Source organism: Bradyrhizobium vignae (assembly GCF_900324035.1).
Taxonomy (GTDB): domain Bacteria; phylum Pseudomonadota; class Alphaproteobacteria; order Rhizobiales; family Xanthobacteraceae; genus Bradyrhizobium; species Bradyrhizobium vignae.
This window is the reverse complement of sequence record NZ_LS398110.1, coordinates 6,291,445-6,307,200: the sequence shown is the minus strand read 5'-3', so window position 1 is coordinate 6,307,200 and position 15,756 is coordinate 6,291,445. Positions and strand designations below refer to the sequence as shown.

Genomic DNA, 15,756 nt, shown 5'->3' with positions numbered 1-15,756 from the left:
AGGCACGCATGGCCAGGTCACGTCGACTCTCCGCCAAGCAGAAGGCAGAACGCCCGCTCCGCTCCACTCCAAGTCACGCGATTCCATGGACTTACGATACGGTAAGCCTGCGCGTCCAGAGTTGCGGGTCGTGATTCGATTGTATGCGCAGAAAAGCGTATTGGTCGGAAGCTTCGTTGACGTTGAGAATGACCGTACTCAGATTGTCGAGAACCAAGATAGCTCTGCCTTCTCGTACAAGCAGAACCAGGTGGTGCTCTCCGGTTGTCCGAATGCCAACCTCCGCAAGAAGAAGAGACGAACTCGGCCAACCTGCTCGCAGTAGCAGATGGCGCTTTGTGACAGCGTAGTCCGCGCAGTTTCCCTCGCTGGGAAAGATCTGCCAGTCATAGTCATTGCGGCTTGCCGCCAACGCCTTCGGCATGATGCTGAAATTGACCATGGAATTGATCTGGTTGAGCTCTCGCCATCGCTGACTGCGAGAACGGAAATCTATGTTGCGCAGATCGCCATGTTGCTGGCAATCTTCGGGATATCGGACGCAGAACAGCGCGAACGAAAGGGGAGCGGCGACTTGCTGTTCAAAACCGCAATAGGCCGGTTGGCCGCAAATCCAATAGATTATGGCAAGTGTGCTTGCAGCAAATCTGATCATCGCGTGGTGCCTGACACAAACGACTACACCATCGCTCTATATTGCAGGCGCAATGTGGGAACGCTATATCAATTATGGGGCAATTGATGCCTAGCCTTGAAGCGTCGCTGCCGCAGCCGTTTGCCGATCCAAGAACGCGGCGCTGTTGCGCGGACGTGGTCGCGAAAGACGCAATCACGGCCTCAGAGAAAGGGGACAGACTTAACGTGTAAAAATTGGCTTCTCTGTCCAGAAAATTGCTTGGCGCACCGAGGGCCCCGACGTCATTTCGAGCAGCCGCCGGCCGTGCGCGATCGTTGCAATTTGCGGTGCCATCGCAGTAGCTGTTGGTCCCGCACAACGTACCCGACGCCCAAGCCGAGCGACAACATAGCTGCGATCAGCCAGTCCATGATGGGCTAGCCTTGCTACTCGCGCCGCATCAGCTTCCTAATCGTATGGGCAGCTTCGGCTTGAGTGAACCTTGGAAAGTAATTGAAGCTCGATCGATGCAAGCAGAAGAGCGTCGTTCTCCGCTTCAATAGCCAGCCGCTCCGGCAAGTCTTCAGATTCTGCCAACTTGCGCCCTTTATCACAGCCTTCAAGAAATCTGGCGACCCTCGCGCGTGGCGTCATACAAATTCACTCCGAAGGCTCCGGATCTCATCGAAGGTAAAGTGACGTTGATGCAATTGTTCAGACAAATTCTGGAAACGATGGTTGTATAACTCTGGCTTGCCGTCAAGTTGACAAGTGCATTCCGCTCCCGATCGGAGAGCTCCTTCGCATAGCTTGGTAGGCCTTACCGCCGACGCTAGAGCCGGGCCGGTCATCCGCGAGATACGATCTTTGCCTGAGCGATCCCGACGCGCGCGAGAGTGGCGACCGAGATCCCGCAGACACCACCAGCCACTTTGACCAGCACATCCATGAGGTCACCATGTCTATCGAGAGTGAGCAGCTGCAAGGCTTCGAGGATAACTGCGCTACCGACGACGATCAGAGTTATGAGGATAATGCGATTCGAGTAGGCCAGCACGAGCACGAGACCGAGGATGAAGAATGCGGCAAAGCGCTCGACGTTAGGCGGCGCAATCATGGGACGATCGTGAATGGGAGCGAGCGTCACAAAAGCGAGGAGGGCGAGAGTCAACCATCCCGCGGCGAGAAAGAATTTGACCATGTCTGTTATGATCCAGAGTTCGTGTTCGGTGCAATGAGGCGAACGGCGCGAACATCTGGCCCTGTGTCGCAGCGCTTATCAACCGTATCGGATGATCAAAAGGTAGGCAGGGGCCGCACGATGGATCGGCAGGACCGTTTCGAGGCGCGAGCCAGTATTTGCGTTCGTCCGAGTGAACGAGGTCTACTCCGTTTGGCCGCACTTGAGCGCCTGCTGCGGCGGAGTTTGCACCCAAGGCGGCTCCGAAGCTTGCGGGTGCGATGCTCTACTCCGATGTGCTTTGCATCCCGCGTCGGGACTCCGATCAAGCGAGCATATCCGTGAGCGCAAGTTGGCATCGAAAGTGCGCGGTTGATCAGGTCTTTCAGCGCGGCCGGCGCATCGGTGCGCTGACGAAGCGCTGGTGCCTGATCTCGCGCAGCAGCAACGTGCGCTTGGTTTGTGCGGCGTTGAGCAAGCCTTCGAACAGGACCAGGACCTCGCGCGCCTGGACGTAGACTTCGGTGGTGATGGCGTCTTGATCCAAGCCATAGGCAGCAAGCCGCGCCTCGATCTCGGTCGCGGCGATCGGGTCAATGCGCCAGCTCAGGGCATTTTGCTGCGTGTAGTATTCGGCCTGCTGTTCGAAGTCGGGATCGATCCCGATCATGTCGATGCGCCGCAGCGTCGCTTCGATCGCCTTTTGGCGATAGGTGTCGAGCAGTTTGTGCCGCAACATGCGGTAGCGCTGGATCTCCCAGGACAGCTCGGCCACATCGATGGCGAGCAGCCACTCGATCGCGGATCGGGGCGCAAGGTCCGCAAAAATGGCCTGGCGCAGCGCGTGGTAATGGTCGAGCTGTTCACCGGGCAGCAGCAGGGGCGGCGGCGCCAGGGCCGCAAACTCGGCCGGTAGCGCAGTGGCGGTCAGCCCGGGTGCGGTTTGGAAGGGGCCGTTCATCGGGATGCGGCCTCCGCGCCCAGATTGGCGAGGACGGCTGCGGCGCCGGCCGCGCTGTCGACCCGACCATGCACCGGGCTCGCCGCCCACAGCTCCTGTGCGAGCGGCAGTGGCGCGATCTGCAGGTTCGCCCACCACGCCCGCTCGTTGCCGTGCCGATGCAACTCCTCGTGATGGGCACGGCACAGGGGGACTGTGAACTCATCGCTGACCTTGCGCCCGAGCGCCCGCGGCTGGGCGAATGTCAGATGATGGGCATCGCACGGGGTTTGCCGGCACACCAGGCAGGGCTGCTCCCGGACAAACAGCAGGTGCGCCTTGCTGCGCTTGCGGGGCGGCTCCTTGGGATGAGCGAGCCCAGCCTCGGGAAGCGCGGGCTGCAGCGCAGCGTCGGCGTCACCAGCAGGCGCTGCTGGCGGGGGTGTGGCGCCACCTAAGTCGGCCGACTGCTCGGCCTGAGCACGGCCAGCGTCCTCAAGCTTGGTCTGATAAGCGGCCTCGACGCGCCGGGCATCCGGCTCCTGCAGGCTGTTCTTGAGCGGCAGGCTCGTCATGGCCCAGCCGAGCAGATCGGCGCTGGCCGGCAGCGCTTCGAGCTGGAGCAACAACTGCTCCCGGAGTGCGGCGGACTCGCCCGGCCGCAGCACCGGGGCACGGTTGAGAACACCCTTGGCGGGTTTGGCTCTCGCGCTCGTGGTTGCTTGCGGCCCGGCGGCTGGCGGGGCGGCCAACGCGTCAGGGGCGTCCAGATCATCCTCGCCGGCAATCCCGACCAGCGCGAACAGGGCGTAGCGTCGGGCGTAGGTGAGGGCCGCGCCCATGCGATGCGGCGCCTCGATGTCCCGGGCGGCGCAGACCGGCCAGTCCGAGGAGATCCACTCGCCGGAGGAATGGGCGAGCAGTGTGGTGAGGTGGATGTGACCGGTGTGCTCCTCGACCCGGGTGGTCTGGATGGTGGCGATCTCCTGCTGGCTCAAGGTCTTGCGCACGATGTCGAGGCCGCTCGCCAGCGAGGCGTAGCGAAAGGTGCGGTCGTCATCGCGCAGGAACGGCGAGCGGATCTGAGCGGTCAGTGTCTTTTCCGGGTTGGTCAGCTCGGCTTGCGCGCGGGCCAGCGCCGCCGCGATCGCGCCGATATGTTCACTGGCCTGGTGCATGGATGGCCTCCATCTCAACCGGATCAAAGCTGACGGCGCCGGCCTTAGAGCGCTTGGCGCGAACGCCGTGGCCAAACGCCTCCTTGGCATCCTCCGGCAGCAGCTTCTTGAGCTCGGCCTTGGCCAGTTCGTGCTCGGCATGGGCGCCGCGGGTGCGCAGGTAGATCGCCGCACATTCGGCCCACAGATTGGACGCGCTCATGTCGACGACCTTGACGGCGGCGAGCCGCGGCCGTGGGGTCTCGATGCCAAACAGCAGCGGTGGCTCGCCGCTCTGCACGCAGCGCCAAAACTTCTTCTCCGCGGTCAGCAGCAGGTGCTGGTAGAGCGGGTCGGCATGCACGGTGATTTCGACCCATTTGCCGCCGCCGGTGATGATCGAGAGCACCGCCGAGCGCGCCGCGACCACCCACATATTGTGCTGCAGCTGCGCCATGTGCTTCTCGGCCGCGGCCTCCTCGGTAAAGTCCCAGGGCAGCATGAACTTGGCCTCGAACACCGCGCCGGTCGGCGCGACGATGCCGTCCAGCGTGGCCGCCATCCAGCCATGGACGGGGTGCCGCACCCGCTTCTGGATGTCCGTGATCGCTTGCCCGGTGGCGGCCTGGTACCAGCTGCGGTTGAGCGCTTCGGTGGCAAGGCCGAGCTGAACGAGCAGGTTGCGCGACAAATCTTGCGGCGCGATCTCGCCGCGTTTTTCCTGCCACAGGCGCATGAGCGCGTCCTGATCATCGCCCATGATGATGCGCGCGTCCGAGCCGCCAATGAAGGCGCGGCGGTCGTGGCGGTTCAACGTGATAACGGAGTGGGGCGCCTCGGCGCCGTCGATTGCAATCGTGGTCACCGGTCTCTCCTTGGTTCACGCGGCTTGCCGCCGCACCGCCAAAACCCCCGCCGCTGCGAGGGGAAAGACCGGGGCCAAGGGCCCAAGGCCGGTCCTGGTGATTAACGCTCCTTTCGCGCGGGAATGCCAGTGCTTTCTGCAGCAATTTTGCGCTTCGTTCGGCGCGAAAAGTCTTGAAGTTTCAGGGGGTTGGGGCGAGCTTTCGGGGGCCGCAACCCGTCCCGCCGAGGAGATTCGGAGATGACATCAATTCGACAAATCGAAGCCAATCGCAGCAACGCCAAGCGCAGCACCGGGCCGACATCGGCGGGTGGCAAGACGAGGTCCAGCCGCAACGCGCTGCGTCACGGGTTGGCGCGGAGCGATATCAGTGATCCTGCCGAGGCGGCGAATCTTGCCGTCGCGATTGCTGCCGGGCTCGGGCATCCGGTCACGCCCGATGCGGCGATGGCGCTGGCGCGCTCCAAGCTGGCGCTGCTGCGGATCCGCAGCCTGCGGCAGGCGAAGTTAGGCGCAGTTTTGACCGGCCCGCTGGCGAGAGATCTGAAAAGGCTTCAAGGGCTGGAGCGCTACGACCGGGCTGCTTTGGTGCAACAGCGGCGGACGCTCCGCTTGCTCAGCGGAGCGCGCGAGTGAGGCAAGGTCAGTTGGCTTCGTTCTGGAAATTGGCCGCACCGCCTCGATAGCTGCCGGCAATGTTGCTCGACTGCGCATCGACGATGATGGGCTTAGCGCTTCGGCGCCGAACCACGAGCCGACAGAAAGTCCCGGAACAACTTCAACGGATCAGCCCAGCACTGGCGACAAATTCCACGACGTCCACATCCGCCGGACGGATGCCACCGAGCAGTTCGACCCGTTCTTCTTCATTTGCCATTCGCCAAAGAGAGCGCTGAGCGCCCCCTTTGACCTGCTGCTATTCACGTCCGGGCCGGCCGTCAGTGAGGTCGTGAGACTCGCCGGGCGGCAATGGGTGCGATCACAGCCAGTTCAGCGTGTAATCGTAGCCGTTGTCCTCATAGGCCAGTGCCTGGCTGATGCTGTCGACTTGATCGTCGTGGCGGCTTTCAGAATCGACAGCTGGGTTTCGGTGAGCTTGGAGATTAGGACTTGCCTCTCCGGCAGCGGGATGCTGCACGAGGGCGAGCCCGCGGAGGCCCGAGGCGCTGGCGGGGCAGGCCTTAGGAGTGCTCCATAGGGCGTCCTAGGCTCTCGCGAGGCAATTGGTTGGTTTTGCGGCTTCAAGAAGCAGCCGTGGCTCGCGCAGTTCGATCTCGGGCGCGGCGGTCTTGGCGATGGCTACGTCCATGGACTCTCGTTTGGCGATGCCACCACACACGCTCTGTTCCCACAGGAAGTCGAGCGAAACCTGAGCAATCTTCTGGCTTTGTGGGTGCCGGCCGCCGCCCGGATCAGGCGTTTCGGATGCGCAGCCCAAGAATCGAGTCAGGCCATCTTTTTCATAAGCTCGCGTAGAACGTCGCAAAGCGTCAAATAGGCGTCGGCCGCCTGCGAGCGCGCGCGGATAGCAGGCTTGCTGCTGCGCCTCTACGAGTACGCATGGTGCTGAGCATGACTTCACCTCGCATGGCTTGAGCGTAGTGGATCACGGTCGACCCGGCGATCTGGCGCTCGCGGTCTTCGTGCCCATTCGGTGCACACGCCCTTCCCTAAATGGCGATGACTGCCCTTGCTCAAAGCTTCATGTCGTTGTCGCTGAGGACCGTGATGAACTTATCTCCGGGCGCGGCACTTCCCGGAAAATGTTTTCGTATCTGATGAAGCAATCGTGCAGCGCCCGCATCCTTGTTCAGAGCCAGAGTGTGAATCTGGCGCAGAAGCGCTTCCCAGCGCGTCATCATCACTTCACCACCGTCGAGTTCGATTGCGACCTGCTCATTTGCAACCTTGCGGAACAGATAGGCGGTCGACATCCGACGCTTTGCTTGCCTTGGTCGTCCTTTCGGATTGCCAGACTGGCCCTTCTTGAACCGGTTGGCTTTCGGCGGATTTCGGTATCCAGTGCTCATCTTGGATATCCCAGCTCCGCATTCAGTTCGTCTATGCGATCTTGCCAGTCGCGTCCGAAGCGCTGTGCCGCCTCGGTCGTGCCGATGAACTCGTACTCGGGGACGCCTCGAGCCTCAGGCACGAAGTATTCAGTGGCCATCTTGACGATAAGTCGGGCTGCTTTCATGTCTCCTCTGATCGCTTTCACGAACAACTGGCGAAACTGGATTTCGACCTTTGTCATCCGCTTGCGTTTGCCGTTGTCAGTCACACTGATCTCTTCGTTATCGATCGCCTCCAGGACCTTTCCGGGGTCGAGCAGCCGGGGGACTTTTTTGGGTTTACCGCTTGGATTCCCGGACTGGCCCTTCTGAAAGCGCGTCGCGACGGGCGGCTTTCCATATCCAACCTCATAGGGCTTTTTCGGGTCACCGCTCATCGCCCTGCTCCCTCTCGGCTTCGATTTCGCGGAAAGGCTTGCCATCCGAAAGGCGGACCGCGTCCCGGCCGGTCAGATTCTGCCAGCGTCGGATCGCGGTATCGACATAGAGTGGATCGACTTCGATCCCGCGACATCTGCGGCCCGTTCGCTCGGCGGCAAGCAGCGTCGTGCCGCTACCCAAAAACGAGTCGAGCACGATCTCACCTCGGTTCGAGCAATCAAGCAGCGCATCCATCACGAGTTGCACTGGCTTTGCGGTCGGATGCAACTCGAGCAGATTATTGCCCTTGCGCGCCTGTGTGCTCGCGCCGTCGTAGTGCCACACGTTGGTGCGATTGCGTCCATACCTGCCGAGCTCGATATTGTTGGTGTGCCGCCCGGTGCCGGACTTGAAGACAAACACCAGCTCGTGCTGGGAGCGATAGAGCGATCCCATGCCGGCGCTGCTCTTCACCCAGACCGCGATGTTCTTCAGCTCGGAATAGACTTCGCGACCGGCTGCGAGCAGTTCGTCGGCGTGACGCCAGTCCATGCACGCAAAGTGGATCGCGCCACTTTCGCTGTATTTTGCAAGCAGCGCGCAACTACGCGTCAGAAAGCGAGTAAATTCCTTTCGGCTGAGCTCGCCGGAGCCCTGGGCGAACTCGCGATGGCGGATCTTTCCCTTCCCGGAGACGTGACCGTCGATCGGAACATTGTACGGCGGATCGATGAACACGACATGCGCGCGCTCTTCAGTCATCAAGTAGTCAAAGGCAGCCTCGGAGGTCGCGTCGCCACAATGGACGCGGTGTTCTCCCAGTTGCCAGGTGTCGCCGGTCCGGCAAACCGGTACCCCGGTCACCGCATCGGCTTCATCGTTGGGCTCGACGGTCACTCCTTCGTCGTGCTTCTGCATAGCCAGATCGATCTCGGGCAAGCTGAAGCCCGTGATCGCAAGATCGAAGTCAAGATCGAGCTCTTTCAATTCCAGAAAATTCTCGCCGAGCAGCCGCTCGTCCCAGTGGGCATGCTGAGCCAGCCTGTTGTCTGCGATCCGAAGGGCCTTGAGCTGCGCCTGCGATAGATGCCTGATCTCGACGACCGGCACACGCGGCATCCCGAGCTTTCGCGCGGCGAGAACCCGGCCGTGCCCGATCACCACCTGCCTGGTGTCGTCGACCACGATCGGCATGACAAACCCGAACTCGCAGATGCTGTCCGCGATCTGATTGACCTGACTTTGGGAATGTTGTCGCGGATTGCGGGGATCCAGCACAAGATCTTCGACGGCTCGATATTGAATCTGAAGCTCGACCAAGCCGGCATTGGCCATCGCGTTGCGCCGAGCCGCAGCTTTGGCGCTCCTTTGAGATAAGTTGGCCATATGAGTTCCTTCCACGGGTTACCTGGGTGACAGAGCTGTTCGGGGACAAATGGCTGACACCGATCGCAGGGATCTCCCAGGCGCCATGCGGATGTGCTTCGGATCGATGTTCAGACGGATCTTCACGTTGCCTGGTCCTCAAAAATTGAAATTGCAGGGCGAGAGGATCGCCTATTCGGCGGCCAGGCATCGAGTTCACAAATTGAGGAAGAAAATGAACCCAGTCATTGGCCTAATTGGATCGACACAAGCTTCTGGGGAGCGATAGGTAATTTATTGTTTTTGATCATGAATTCGAATTCTCTTGTGTATGTTAGGACGTTGAACAGGAATTCTACGTCGGCGATCAGATTGCCGTAGCCAGTCTTCTTTTCGCCCATGCGCTCCCGATCGTTGATCGCCACAGCAACCGCGGCCGCAAGATGAATCACCGGAAGGCTCGGCCGCCATACCCTTGTCTTGAAGTTTTCTGGGCTGGACTGGTTCGCGTTCTCCATTACGAGTTCAGATAGTTGGTTGACCGAAAGCCGCTTCACGCCAGCCGGAAGTTTAAAGCGGTGGCCTTCAGCGCGTTTGAGGAACGCAATAGCGACTCTGGCAGCGGCCATGCGGTCGCGAATAAGTCGGTGCAGAGGCTTTAGATCTCTCTTGATTACCTTATTGTCGCGGAAGGCATACTTCGCTTTCACCGGCTCGTTTGGATCACCACCCTCCTCAAAGCCTGCTCGTAGGTGAGACGCGCAAAGGGATGCTGCGATTTCCGCGCGCTTCGCATCCGTCGCTGATGGAAAAGCGAGGAGTGCTAGCAATGCGGCCCCGCATTCGAAGAGGGTTTCATTGCGAGCGTCGATCACGAGCGTACGAGGAGAGGGCATTTGCGAGCTCCCAAAAAGCTAAAGAATAGTTCCCAATCAACTCTCAAACGCAGCTAGCGTCGTGCATATGAGTGGCTACTTCGATAACAAGGAGTAGCAACATGACGCTCGGTCGAACAAAGGCCGCCCCCGCATCACCTCCTAACAGACGCGCCGCGCTTTCCAAATCCGGTATGCGAACTAAGCACCTCGAACGTCCCATTGGAGGCGATTTGGAGGTCGCCAAGACAAGCACTCGCTTGCCACAGGCTGTCCAACCGGAAGTACGATTGTTGACGCTACGAGCCCTCAACCCTGTCAACTTTCCTTGCGGGGCGCGGCCCAATCGACTGGACTGAGCGACCATGGCGTCATCCGCCTATGCCCGCTCTTGACCACTCTTCGCTCGTTGCTGTGCTTTTGCATGAACCGGTGAAACGTGCCGGGCACCAGGTCCCGGATGGACATGCACAGCCTTGGCCGCCAGCGGCTCACCGCATTCAGAGCAGACCATCACGGGATCGAACATCCTCTTGCAGCTCCTGTGCTCGTGCAGCAACAGCCGTCCGCGCGAATAGACCATGTGCACGTTGCCCCCAGTGCACGATCGACATGATGATCGGGTACAGATCCAGGCCCTTCTGCGTCAGAATGTATTCGTAACCCTTTGGCGCGTCCTGATATGGGATTTTCCGCAGCACGCCGAAACGCACCAGCTCTTCAGCCTGTCGGCGAGGAGATGGCGGGTAATACATAGCGACGCCTGGAAGTCGTCAAACCGTCGGATGCGGAGAAAGCACTCGCGAAGGACGAGCAGACTCCAACGATCACCGATCACCGCGACGGTGCGGGCGAGCGAGCACGGCTCCTCTTCGAGTGCATCCCATTCATCAACTTCCTCCGCGTTTTCCGGATCGCGCCGTTGTGCCGAAGCAGTATGCGGCCCCGGCTGGTCGATCACACAGCGCTTTATCTTTGAGCAGGAAACTCTCGGGCCGGGACGCGGCCGCCGCTGGCGTTCAGCGTCACCATGTATGCTTGAAAAGGATCGCAGCGATCGAAGCTGCCGCTTGGTCTGGTCTAGTGGCAATCGTAGGCGTTGTGTTCGAGGAACTCTGGTAGCCCTGCGTGAGCATGGATGATCTGTGCCGTCGCTGGGAGAGATCGGCGATGTCAAACAATAGACTGGAAATACGTCCGTGGTCGCCCGAGGAAGAGGCGCATCTGCTCATCGCAAGCGGTATGACTGCAACCGAGATCGGCCGGCAGTTAGGCCGCACTCGTTTGGCGGTTTACGGTCGATTGCAGCGCTTCCGTAAACAGGAAGGTCGCGTAAGCCGCACCAGCGGGCGCGTTTTCCCGCAATGGGCCGGTTAGTCAAGCCCGAGCCAGGCTGCTAAGTCGGTGCTGGACGACGCTGGTGCACCGCAGACGATTGTGGCAGGATAATACGGCATGCGTTGCGCCATGCCTGTGCTTCCCTCTGGATCGAAAACGGCCACAACCCGAAGCAGATCCAGCGCCTAATGGGGCATAGCTCGATCAAGGGTATTTGACGTCTACGGGCACTTTCTTTCAAACGCTGACGCGGATCAACGCGCCGCCGAAGCACTTCAGGCCCGATTGCTCGGGAGCTAATTTGATGGATTGGTTTAAGTCTCGGTTTCGGCAAAGCAAGGTAATCGCCCCCTCCTGGCCGTTGCATCTCGATGCCAGCTCCGAAGGTGCATTATCTGTGGCTCTTCAAAGCTTACCCGTCGGCGCGAGCGGATGGATTAGCAAGAGCGAGGCGGCCAAACTCTACTCAACCAGCGATGTTGCCTTCGATGAATGGGACAGCGCGGGCATACTCGCTCTTTCCGAATTCGCGGCTTACGAAGAGCACCGCTGCGATTTTCGCTTGGAGTCCGATCGCGTGATCTTCACTCGCACGTGAGCGCCACGCCAGCGCAACACCAAGGAGCTAAGCATGCCCTGACCCGCGATGGCACCAAGACGTTCCAGCGGGTCGTTATTCATCTTCGCATCGAATGTCAGGCTGCACCGGCGAACGGGCCTTTAGGGTTCTTAGAGTTCGTCCGGCTCCTAGGTGCGATAGACTAGCATCCAACTGGCGGACCTTCGCTTGTGGGTACTTTCTGCATTGACGCCAATGTCGCAGAAATATCAACTCGGCGCATGAAGGAAATGCAAGCCCAACTAGACCTGCTGCGCGCGCAAATTGCTGAATGCGAGCGACTTCAGATTGTTGCAAAAAATCAGGCTAAGCGCGACGTATATGCGCGACTGATCGTGCGCTATCGGGCCATCGCTACTGAGCTGGAGCATGCGATAGCAAATCTACCGTCATCTTTCGACACCCTCCTACGCCGCACTGAGGAGGAGTAACACCACCGCACGACGTGCGCCTTGGCCTTAAGTTTGAATTGAGCGATGGGCTAATGCTGGCCTAGTAAACGCACTGTCGGACCCAGTAGCCACCGCTCACCCGTATCCACTGGCATGGGCTCGGCGGGGGCTCTTTGATGATCGGCCACCCATGAATATCGATGTCAGTTGGCGCGGTGATGCCGCGCCAAAAGACAGCATTCGCTTTGGACGAATGGCAAACCAAACCTCCGGCGAGGCAGACAGCGGCTACGCTGCACAGCAGGAAACGGCTCATTTGTCTGATCCCGGTGAGACGTTGAACCCTTGCCGATGCTACGCGAGCCGCCGGGTTTTATCCACACCCACGAGGAGAAGTATGCCACTCCGGGGGGCGCTCCCCAACGTACAACACGGGCCGTTGCCGCTATGTTGCGTTGCGAAGTGCGCGTTTGTGAGATCAGGCGCCTCGCTCCTAATTCGGTCCTTCGAAACAGTTCATTAGCTTTCACGTGGCTTGCTAGGAACGTGCCGATTACCGCCGATTGCGGCACATTGGAATGGGAATGCCGGCCCCGGCTGTTTCTCCCGACCCGCGGCTGGGGCCGTTTTTGAACTTTTGCTGTTCGTTCAACCCGGTCCATAACTATGTTTAGAGGCGTTGCCACAGCGCTGTTTGGAATGGGTATCTTTTCGCAGCTTGATCGAGCGTTCTTCTATGGCCGCCATACCGACGCCGCGCTCAAGATTGCGCAGGAGATTGGCCGAGGCTTTGGGCTGTAGGTCCGCCGGGCTGCGCTCAACACCGCTCGCGGGACTACTTCTTCAACAGCAGTCCCAACGTTCATGCCATGCGCCTCACCGATCCAGCATGGCGGCCGAGTTCGGCGGCTATCTTCGATGTGCCAAATCCCTGCCGGGCGAGCCTGACCAATCGTCCGATCTCCTGCTCGGCCCGTTGCTTTGGCTTCGGTGTTTTCATGATGCGGCGCTCGATCCGCACCAGTTAACCAGCGAGCGAAAATTAGCCTGAGAGACGGGGCGCGCGTGATGCTGCGGGACCAAGCCGGTAGCGTTGCCGAACAGGCGAACTTGCGGAACGAAAACGACCCGAAAGGCAAGTGAAAGGAATGCGCTGTCACAACGGGACGTTGGCATGGCCGATTTTAATACCGTCATCATTTATGGGTTGTATGTTCCTACCCTGGATTGCATATTTTTCCCGTTGTCGACCACCCTATTGCTTTCAACAATCATGGTTTGGGCAGCAATGAGTAATCGAGGTCGAGTTTACAACTATTCGACTATTCTGGGCGAGCGGGTCGAGCGACTGGTCGCACTTTTTCGAGAACTGCAGACCCTCCGGCGTCGCCTCCGAGCCGCGCAGGCGAGAACGATTGCCAGGACTGGCCGTATCTCTAAAGCCAGTCGTCGAAGGAGAGTGGTTCGTCGGAGATAGCTCTTGCGAGCTCGTAGAGCCGTGCAGTGCGATGATCGAACTTGCCACTTCCGCTTTCTAGGAAGCTCACGCCAGATCGCTCGACTGCGACCTCATTATCCGCTACCCGCCCAGCACCGAAGCGTCGGAGCAACAGTCGCACAGCTCTTTGGATCGGTGCGCGATTGTTAATTTGCGTCGCGCGCGCGATTCAGGCCTGCTCTCTCCTAACGAACCAGACAAATAGATGGGGGCGGCGAGAATGATCATACGGGCCGGGGCTATTGTTGCTTTGTTGCTGATTCCGCTGGGGTCCGAAGCCTTCGCTTCGCGTCACCACAGGCCCACGGGGCGCATCTCGTGCAGCGAGGTCAGATACTACGTCGCGAAATATTCGGCACAAGTGGCCGAGATGTACGCACGCAATCATGGCGCTACTGACGCACAGATCGAACGGGCGCGACGTTGCTTGCCCTCAAACGAGACTGCAGAAACCGAGCGACCACGCGCTTATACCGATTAAGGTCGTAGATCAGCCCGATGGAAGTGCTCTTGTGCGTCGTTTGCTACACCAGGATGTAGAGCTGAGTGCTAGCATTGCCGATGATCCCGACCTGCCAACGCTCCACGATTGCGCCCTGCAAACCATGGACCGCATCCTTCAGCTTAAATCGATCGCCTGTCAGGAAAGTGCTCTACACGGCCTTGGACACTGGCACCGCGACTACAGGGAGAAGGTCAGCCACATCATCGATCGCTTCTGCGAGGCGCATCCGGGATCGACCCGCGCCTGTCGGCCTACACCCAATCGGCTCGGTGTGGATGCGCCTATGATCCGCGGGCCATGGTTGCGCCCCCCCGGCGTTGAGTGCATCATCGCGACTCAGACAGAGGCGCCGCATAGCCCAAAACTGGGCCTACGTACTCATGATCGGCTTGCCGGCTGATGTCCGCTCAACCTCCAACAGCAGTCGAAGTGTGGGCATCTGCCGAGGTCGGTACAACTCGAGCATAAGGGCCCAGAAATCCGAGATGGGCCAATGCCAAGTCGGCATAAAGTCGCAATGGAGCGACCTCTAGTTTACGAGCTTGCGATTGCTGGCAATCCTATCTTCGTTGCAACGAGCAGATCGTAATTGTCTGCAAGTCTAAGGTACATCCCACGCAGCCCCTCATCTGACGTACCAAACGCTAGGGTTCGGTACTCCTCGGCTACGTGCCGATGCCGGGCAGCTTCCGCCATGTAATCCGTGCCCATCGCAAGCTTCCTGGGAGGACCATCCCTCCGAGGAGACCATTGCGATAGATCAATGAGCAGGCCCATCATCGGCCGGCGTGTACGGGCCGGACGTTGGCTCGAGCTGCACTATGCGCGGCTGCTGGGAGGAAAAGGCTCGCTTCCGGAGTAGACCACATCGGCCCCAGCCTGGAGGTTTTTCCGGATCGAAAAACGGAGCTGGGACCGAGAGGTCTGCCGCTGTCTGGTCGGCAAACACAGCTTCATCCCAAGAAATCGTCCGCTTGGGATTCAAATTTGTGAATCCGAGTCCATGGAATATTTGTAAGCGCTGTTCAGTGGCCACCTACCGGATGACGGGGCGATCTGCGAGTCTGCGGTCCGGTTTCGACCGTTAGGCTTAGAATGGACACAGTGCATACTGCTATCACGGAGCCGGTGCGGCGGCTTGAGGTTTTCACCGGAGCCGGTCGTCGGCGGAAGTGGAGCGACGAGGACAAGGCGGGGATCGTCGCGGAGATCCTGGCGAGTGGCGACTCGGTGTGTGCCGTGGCTCGACGGCATGGATTGTCGCCGCAGCAGCTGTTTGGGTGGCGGCGTCAGTTGCGAGAAGCCGCAGGCGGTCTTTCCGAAGCGGACGAAGTACAGTTTGTGCCCGCGGTCGTGGACGCCGTGGTGCCGGCGCCGACTGCTCACCGGGAGCGCAAAGCGGTACGCAAGCCAGATAGCGGGATCATCGAGATTGAAATCGATGGCATTACGATCCGAGCCGGTCGTGGGGCGGACACGGCGATGATCGCGTCGATCGTCCAGGCGCTGAAGGCGAGCCGGTGATCGGTCCGTCAGGCGCGGTCCGGGTGATGGTGGCGACCAAACCGGTAGACTTCCGCAAGGGCATGGAGGGTCTTGCGACCCTGGTGCGCGAGAGCATGGGTGCAGATCCATTCTCGGGAGCTGTCTATGTGTTCCGGGCCAAGCGGGCGGACCGGATCAAGCTGGTGTTCTGGGATGGAACGGGCCTGTGCCTGTTCGCCAAGAGGCTTGAGGATGGGATCTTCCGTTGGCCGAAGATCGAGGATGGTGTGATGCGCCTGTCAGCGGCACAATTATCGGCGCTGCTGGAAGGACTTGACTGGCGGCTTGTGCATGAGGCGCGGGAGACGCCGGCGCCAGCGCAGCCCGGATAGCTGTTGGCAGTACTGCGGCGAAGTGAATCAGGAGCGCCGAACGCGTCGCAAGATGGCGGCGAATATGCTCTGATTTGGGTGTGAGCGACGCCCTGCC

General features: G+C 60.0%; 17 protein-coding genes and 2 pseudogenes. 7 read left to right on the top strand and 12 right to left on the bottom strand.

Annotated elements, in window-relative coordinates; genetic code table 11:
• Nucleotides 1–91: 91 nt before the first annotated feature.
• The 5 genes from BRAD3257_RS30620 to BRAD3257_RS30600 form a co-directional block, all read right to left on the bottom strand.
• The gene (locus BRAD3257_RS30620; protein WP_122404987.1) at nt 92–655 is read right to left on the bottom strand and encodes a transglutaminase-like cysteine peptidase; all 564 of its coding nucleotides are present in this window, start codon (nt 653–655) and stop codon (nt 92–94) included.
• An 808-nt stretch (nt 656–1,463) separates the two neighbouring features.
• Nucleotides 1,464–1,817 carry a VanZ family protein gene (locus BRAD3257_RS30615; protein WP_122404986.1) on the bottom strand — a complete coding sequence of 118 codons (354 nt, stop codon included), beginning with the start codon at nt 1,815–1,817 and terminating at the stop codon, nt 1,464–1,466.
• A 364-nt stretch (nt 1,818–2,181) separates the two neighbouring features.
• Complete coding sequence (locus tag BRAD3257_RS30610; RefSeq protein WP_122404985.1) at nt 2,182–2,757, bottom strand: hypothetical protein; 576 nt, start codon at nt 2,755–2,757, stop codon at nt 2,182–2,184.
• Complete coding sequence (locus tag BRAD3257_RS30605) at nt 2,754–3,914, bottom strand: ERF family protein (protein WP_122404984.1); 1,161 nt, start codon at nt 3,912–3,914, stop codon at nt 2,754–2,756. The genes BRAD3257_RS30610 and BRAD3257_RS30605 overlap by 4 nt, the downstream gene beginning before the upstream one ends.
• Entirely contained in the window at nt 3,898–4,749 is an 852-nt protein-coding gene (locus BRAD3257_RS30600; protein ID WP_430648834.1) for a YqaJ viral recombinase family protein, read from the bottom strand. The genes BRAD3257_RS30605 and BRAD3257_RS30600 overlap by 17 nt, the downstream gene beginning before the upstream one ends.
• 249 nt (nt 4,750–4,998) lie before the next feature.
• Between BRAD3257_RS30600 and BRAD3257_RS30595 the strand changes: the two genes are divergently transcribed.
• Complete coding sequence (locus BRAD3257_RS30595; protein ID WP_122404982.1) at nt 4,999–5,394, top strand: hypothetical protein; 396 nt, start codon at nt 4,999–5,001, stop codon at nt 5,392–5,394.
• A gap of 568 nt (nt 5,395–5,962) precedes the next feature.
• On the opposite strand, the gene BRAD3257_RS39395 is transcribed toward BRAD3257_RS30595, so the two are convergent.
• From BRAD3257_RS39395 to BRAD3257_RS30565, 7 genes and pseudogenes are all read right to left on the bottom strand, one after another.
• The gene (locus tag BRAD3257_RS39395; protein ID WP_145987046.1) at nt 5,963–6,196 is read right to left on the bottom strand and encodes a hypothetical protein; all 234 of its coding nucleotides are present in this window, start codon (nt 6,194–6,196) and stop codon (nt 5,963–5,965) included.
• Between the two features lie 256 nt (nt 6,197–6,452).
• Nucleotides 6,453–6,788 (bottom strand): DUF5681 domain-containing protein, encoded by a 336-nt coding sequence (locus BRAD3257_RS30585; protein WP_145987045.1) that lies wholly within the window; start codon nt 6,786–6,788, stop codon nt 6,453–6,455.
• Nucleotides 6,785–7,207, bottom strand: a complete 423-nt coding sequence (locus BRAD3257_RS30580; protein ID WP_122404979.1) for a DUF5681 domain-containing protein — start codon at nt 7,205–7,207, stop codon at nt 6,785–6,787. Before BRAD3257_RS30580 ends, BRAD3257_RS30585 begins: the two co-directional genes overlap by 4 nt.
• Nucleotides 7,197–7,952, bottom strand: coding sequence for a DNA-methyltransferase (locus tag BRAD3257_RS41320; RefSeq protein ID WP_244608038.1), 756 nt, complete (start codon nt 7,950–7,952; stop codon nt 7,197–7,199). Before BRAD3257_RS41320 ends, BRAD3257_RS30580 begins: the two co-directional genes overlap by 11 nt.
• Before the next feature lie 138 nt (nt 7,953–8,090).
• Nucleotides 8,091–8,525: pseudogene (locus tag BRAD3257_RS42475) on the bottom strand (ParB/Srx family N-terminal domain-containing protein); the annotation flags it as partial.
• A gap of 275 nt (nt 8,526–8,800) precedes the next feature.
• Entirely contained in the window at nt 8,801–9,451 is a 651-nt protein-coding gene (locus BRAD3257_RS30570; RefSeq protein ID WP_122404977.1) for a hypothetical protein, read from the bottom strand.
• 358 nt (nt 9,452–9,809) lie between these two features.
• Nucleotides 9,810–10,268 (bottom strand): annotated as a pseudogene (locus tag BRAD3257_RS30565) (winged helix-turn-helix transcriptional regulator).
• 607 nt (nt 10,269–10,875) lie between these two features.
• On the opposite strand from BRAD3257_RS30565, the gene BRAD3257_RS42045 reads away from it, so the two are divergent.
• The 6 genes from BRAD3257_RS42045 (at nt 10,876) to tnpB (ending at nt 15,659) form a co-directional block, all read left to right on the top strand.
• Nucleotides 10,876–10,986, top strand: coding sequence for a tyrosine-type recombinase/integrase (locus BRAD3257_RS42045; protein ID WP_430648833.1), 111 nt, complete (start codon nt 10,876–10,878; stop codon nt 10,984–10,986).
• 86 nt (nt 10,987–11,072) lie between these two features.
• The gene (locus BRAD3257_RS30555; protein ID WP_145987044.1) at nt 11,073–11,366 is read left to right on the top strand and encodes a hypothetical protein; all 294 of its coding nucleotides are present in this window, start codon (nt 11,073–11,075) and stop codon (nt 11,364–11,366) included.
• A 191-nt stretch (nt 11,367–11,557) separates the two neighbouring features.
• The gene (locus BRAD3257_RS30550) at nt 11,558–11,818 is read left to right on the top strand and encodes a hypothetical protein (RefSeq protein ID WP_160118877.1); all 261 of its coding nucleotides are present in this window, start codon (nt 11,558–11,560) and stop codon (nt 11,816–11,818) included.
• A gap of 850 nt (nt 11,819–12,668) precedes the next feature.
• On the top strand, nt 12,669–12,830 hold the full coding sequence (locus BRAD3257_RS40135) for a hypothetical protein (RefSeq protein WP_162500414.1): 162 nt from the start codon (nt 12,669–12,671) through the stop codon (nt 12,828–12,830).
• A gap of 2,047 nt (nt 12,831–14,877) precedes the next feature.
• A complete protein-coding gene (tnpA, locus tag BRAD3257_RS30530) occupies nt 14,878–15,306 on the top strand; it encodes an IS66-like element accessory protein TnpA (RefSeq protein WP_122404972.1) in 429 nt (142 codons plus the stop codon).
• Nucleotides 15,303–15,659 carry an IS66 family insertion sequence element accessory protein TnpB gene (tnpB, locus tag BRAD3257_RS30525; protein WP_122404971.1) on the top strand — a complete coding sequence of 119 codons (357 nt, stop codon included), beginning with the start codon at nt 15,303–15,305 and terminating at the stop codon, nt 15,657–15,659. Before tnpA ends, tnpB begins: the two co-directional genes overlap by 4 nt.
• Nucleotides 15,660–15,756: the final 97 nt, after the last annotated feature.

Coding starts and splice junctions, on each gene's coding strand:
- BRAD3257_RS40135 (WP_162500414.1), top strand. CDS start 12,669: ATGGCGGCCGAGTTCGGCGGCTATCTTCGATGTGCCAAATCCCTGCCG.
- BRAD3257_RS30610 (WP_122404985.1), bottom strand. CDS start 2,757: ATGAACGGCCCCTTCCAAACCGCACCCGGGCTGACCGCCACTGCGCTA.
- BRAD3257_RS30585 (WP_145987045.1), bottom strand. CDS start 6,788: ATGAGCACTGGATACCGAAATCCGCCGAAAGCCAACCGGTTCAAGAAG.
- BRAD3257_RS30555 (WP_145987044.1), top strand. CDS start 11,073: ATGGATTGGTTTAAGTCTCGGTTTCGGCAAAGCAAGGTAATCGCCCCC.
- BRAD3257_RS30595 (WP_122404982.1), top strand. CDS start 4,999: ATGACATCAATTCGACAAATCGAAGCCAATCGCAGCAACGCCAAGCGC.
- BRAD3257_RS30580 (WP_122404979.1), bottom strand. CDS start 7,207: ATGAGCGGTGACCCGAAAAAGCCCTATGAGGTTGGATATGGAAAGCCG.
- BRAD3257_RS41320 (WP_244608038.1), bottom strand. CDS start 7,952: ATGACTGAAGAGCGCGCGCATGTCGTGTTCATCGATCCGCCGTACAAT.
- tnpA (WP_122404972.1), top strand. CDS start 14,878: ATGGACACAGTGCATACTGCTATCACGGAGCCGGTGCGGCGGCTTGAG.
- BRAD3257_RS30620 (WP_122404987.1), bottom strand. CDS start 655: ATGATCAGATTTGCTGCAAGCACACTTGCCATAATCTATTGGATTTGC.
- BRAD3257_RS30570 (WP_122404977.1), bottom strand. CDS start 9,451: ATGCCCTCTCCTCGTACGCTCGTGATCGACGCTCGCAATGAAACCCTC.
- BRAD3257_RS30605 (WP_122404984.1), bottom strand. CDS start 3,914: ATGCACCAGGCCAGTGAACATATCGGCGCGATCGCGGCGGCGCTGGCC.
- BRAD3257_RS30615 (WP_122404986.1), bottom strand. CDS start 1,817: ATGGTCAAATTCTTTCTCGCCGCGGGATGGTTGACTCTCGCCCTCCTC.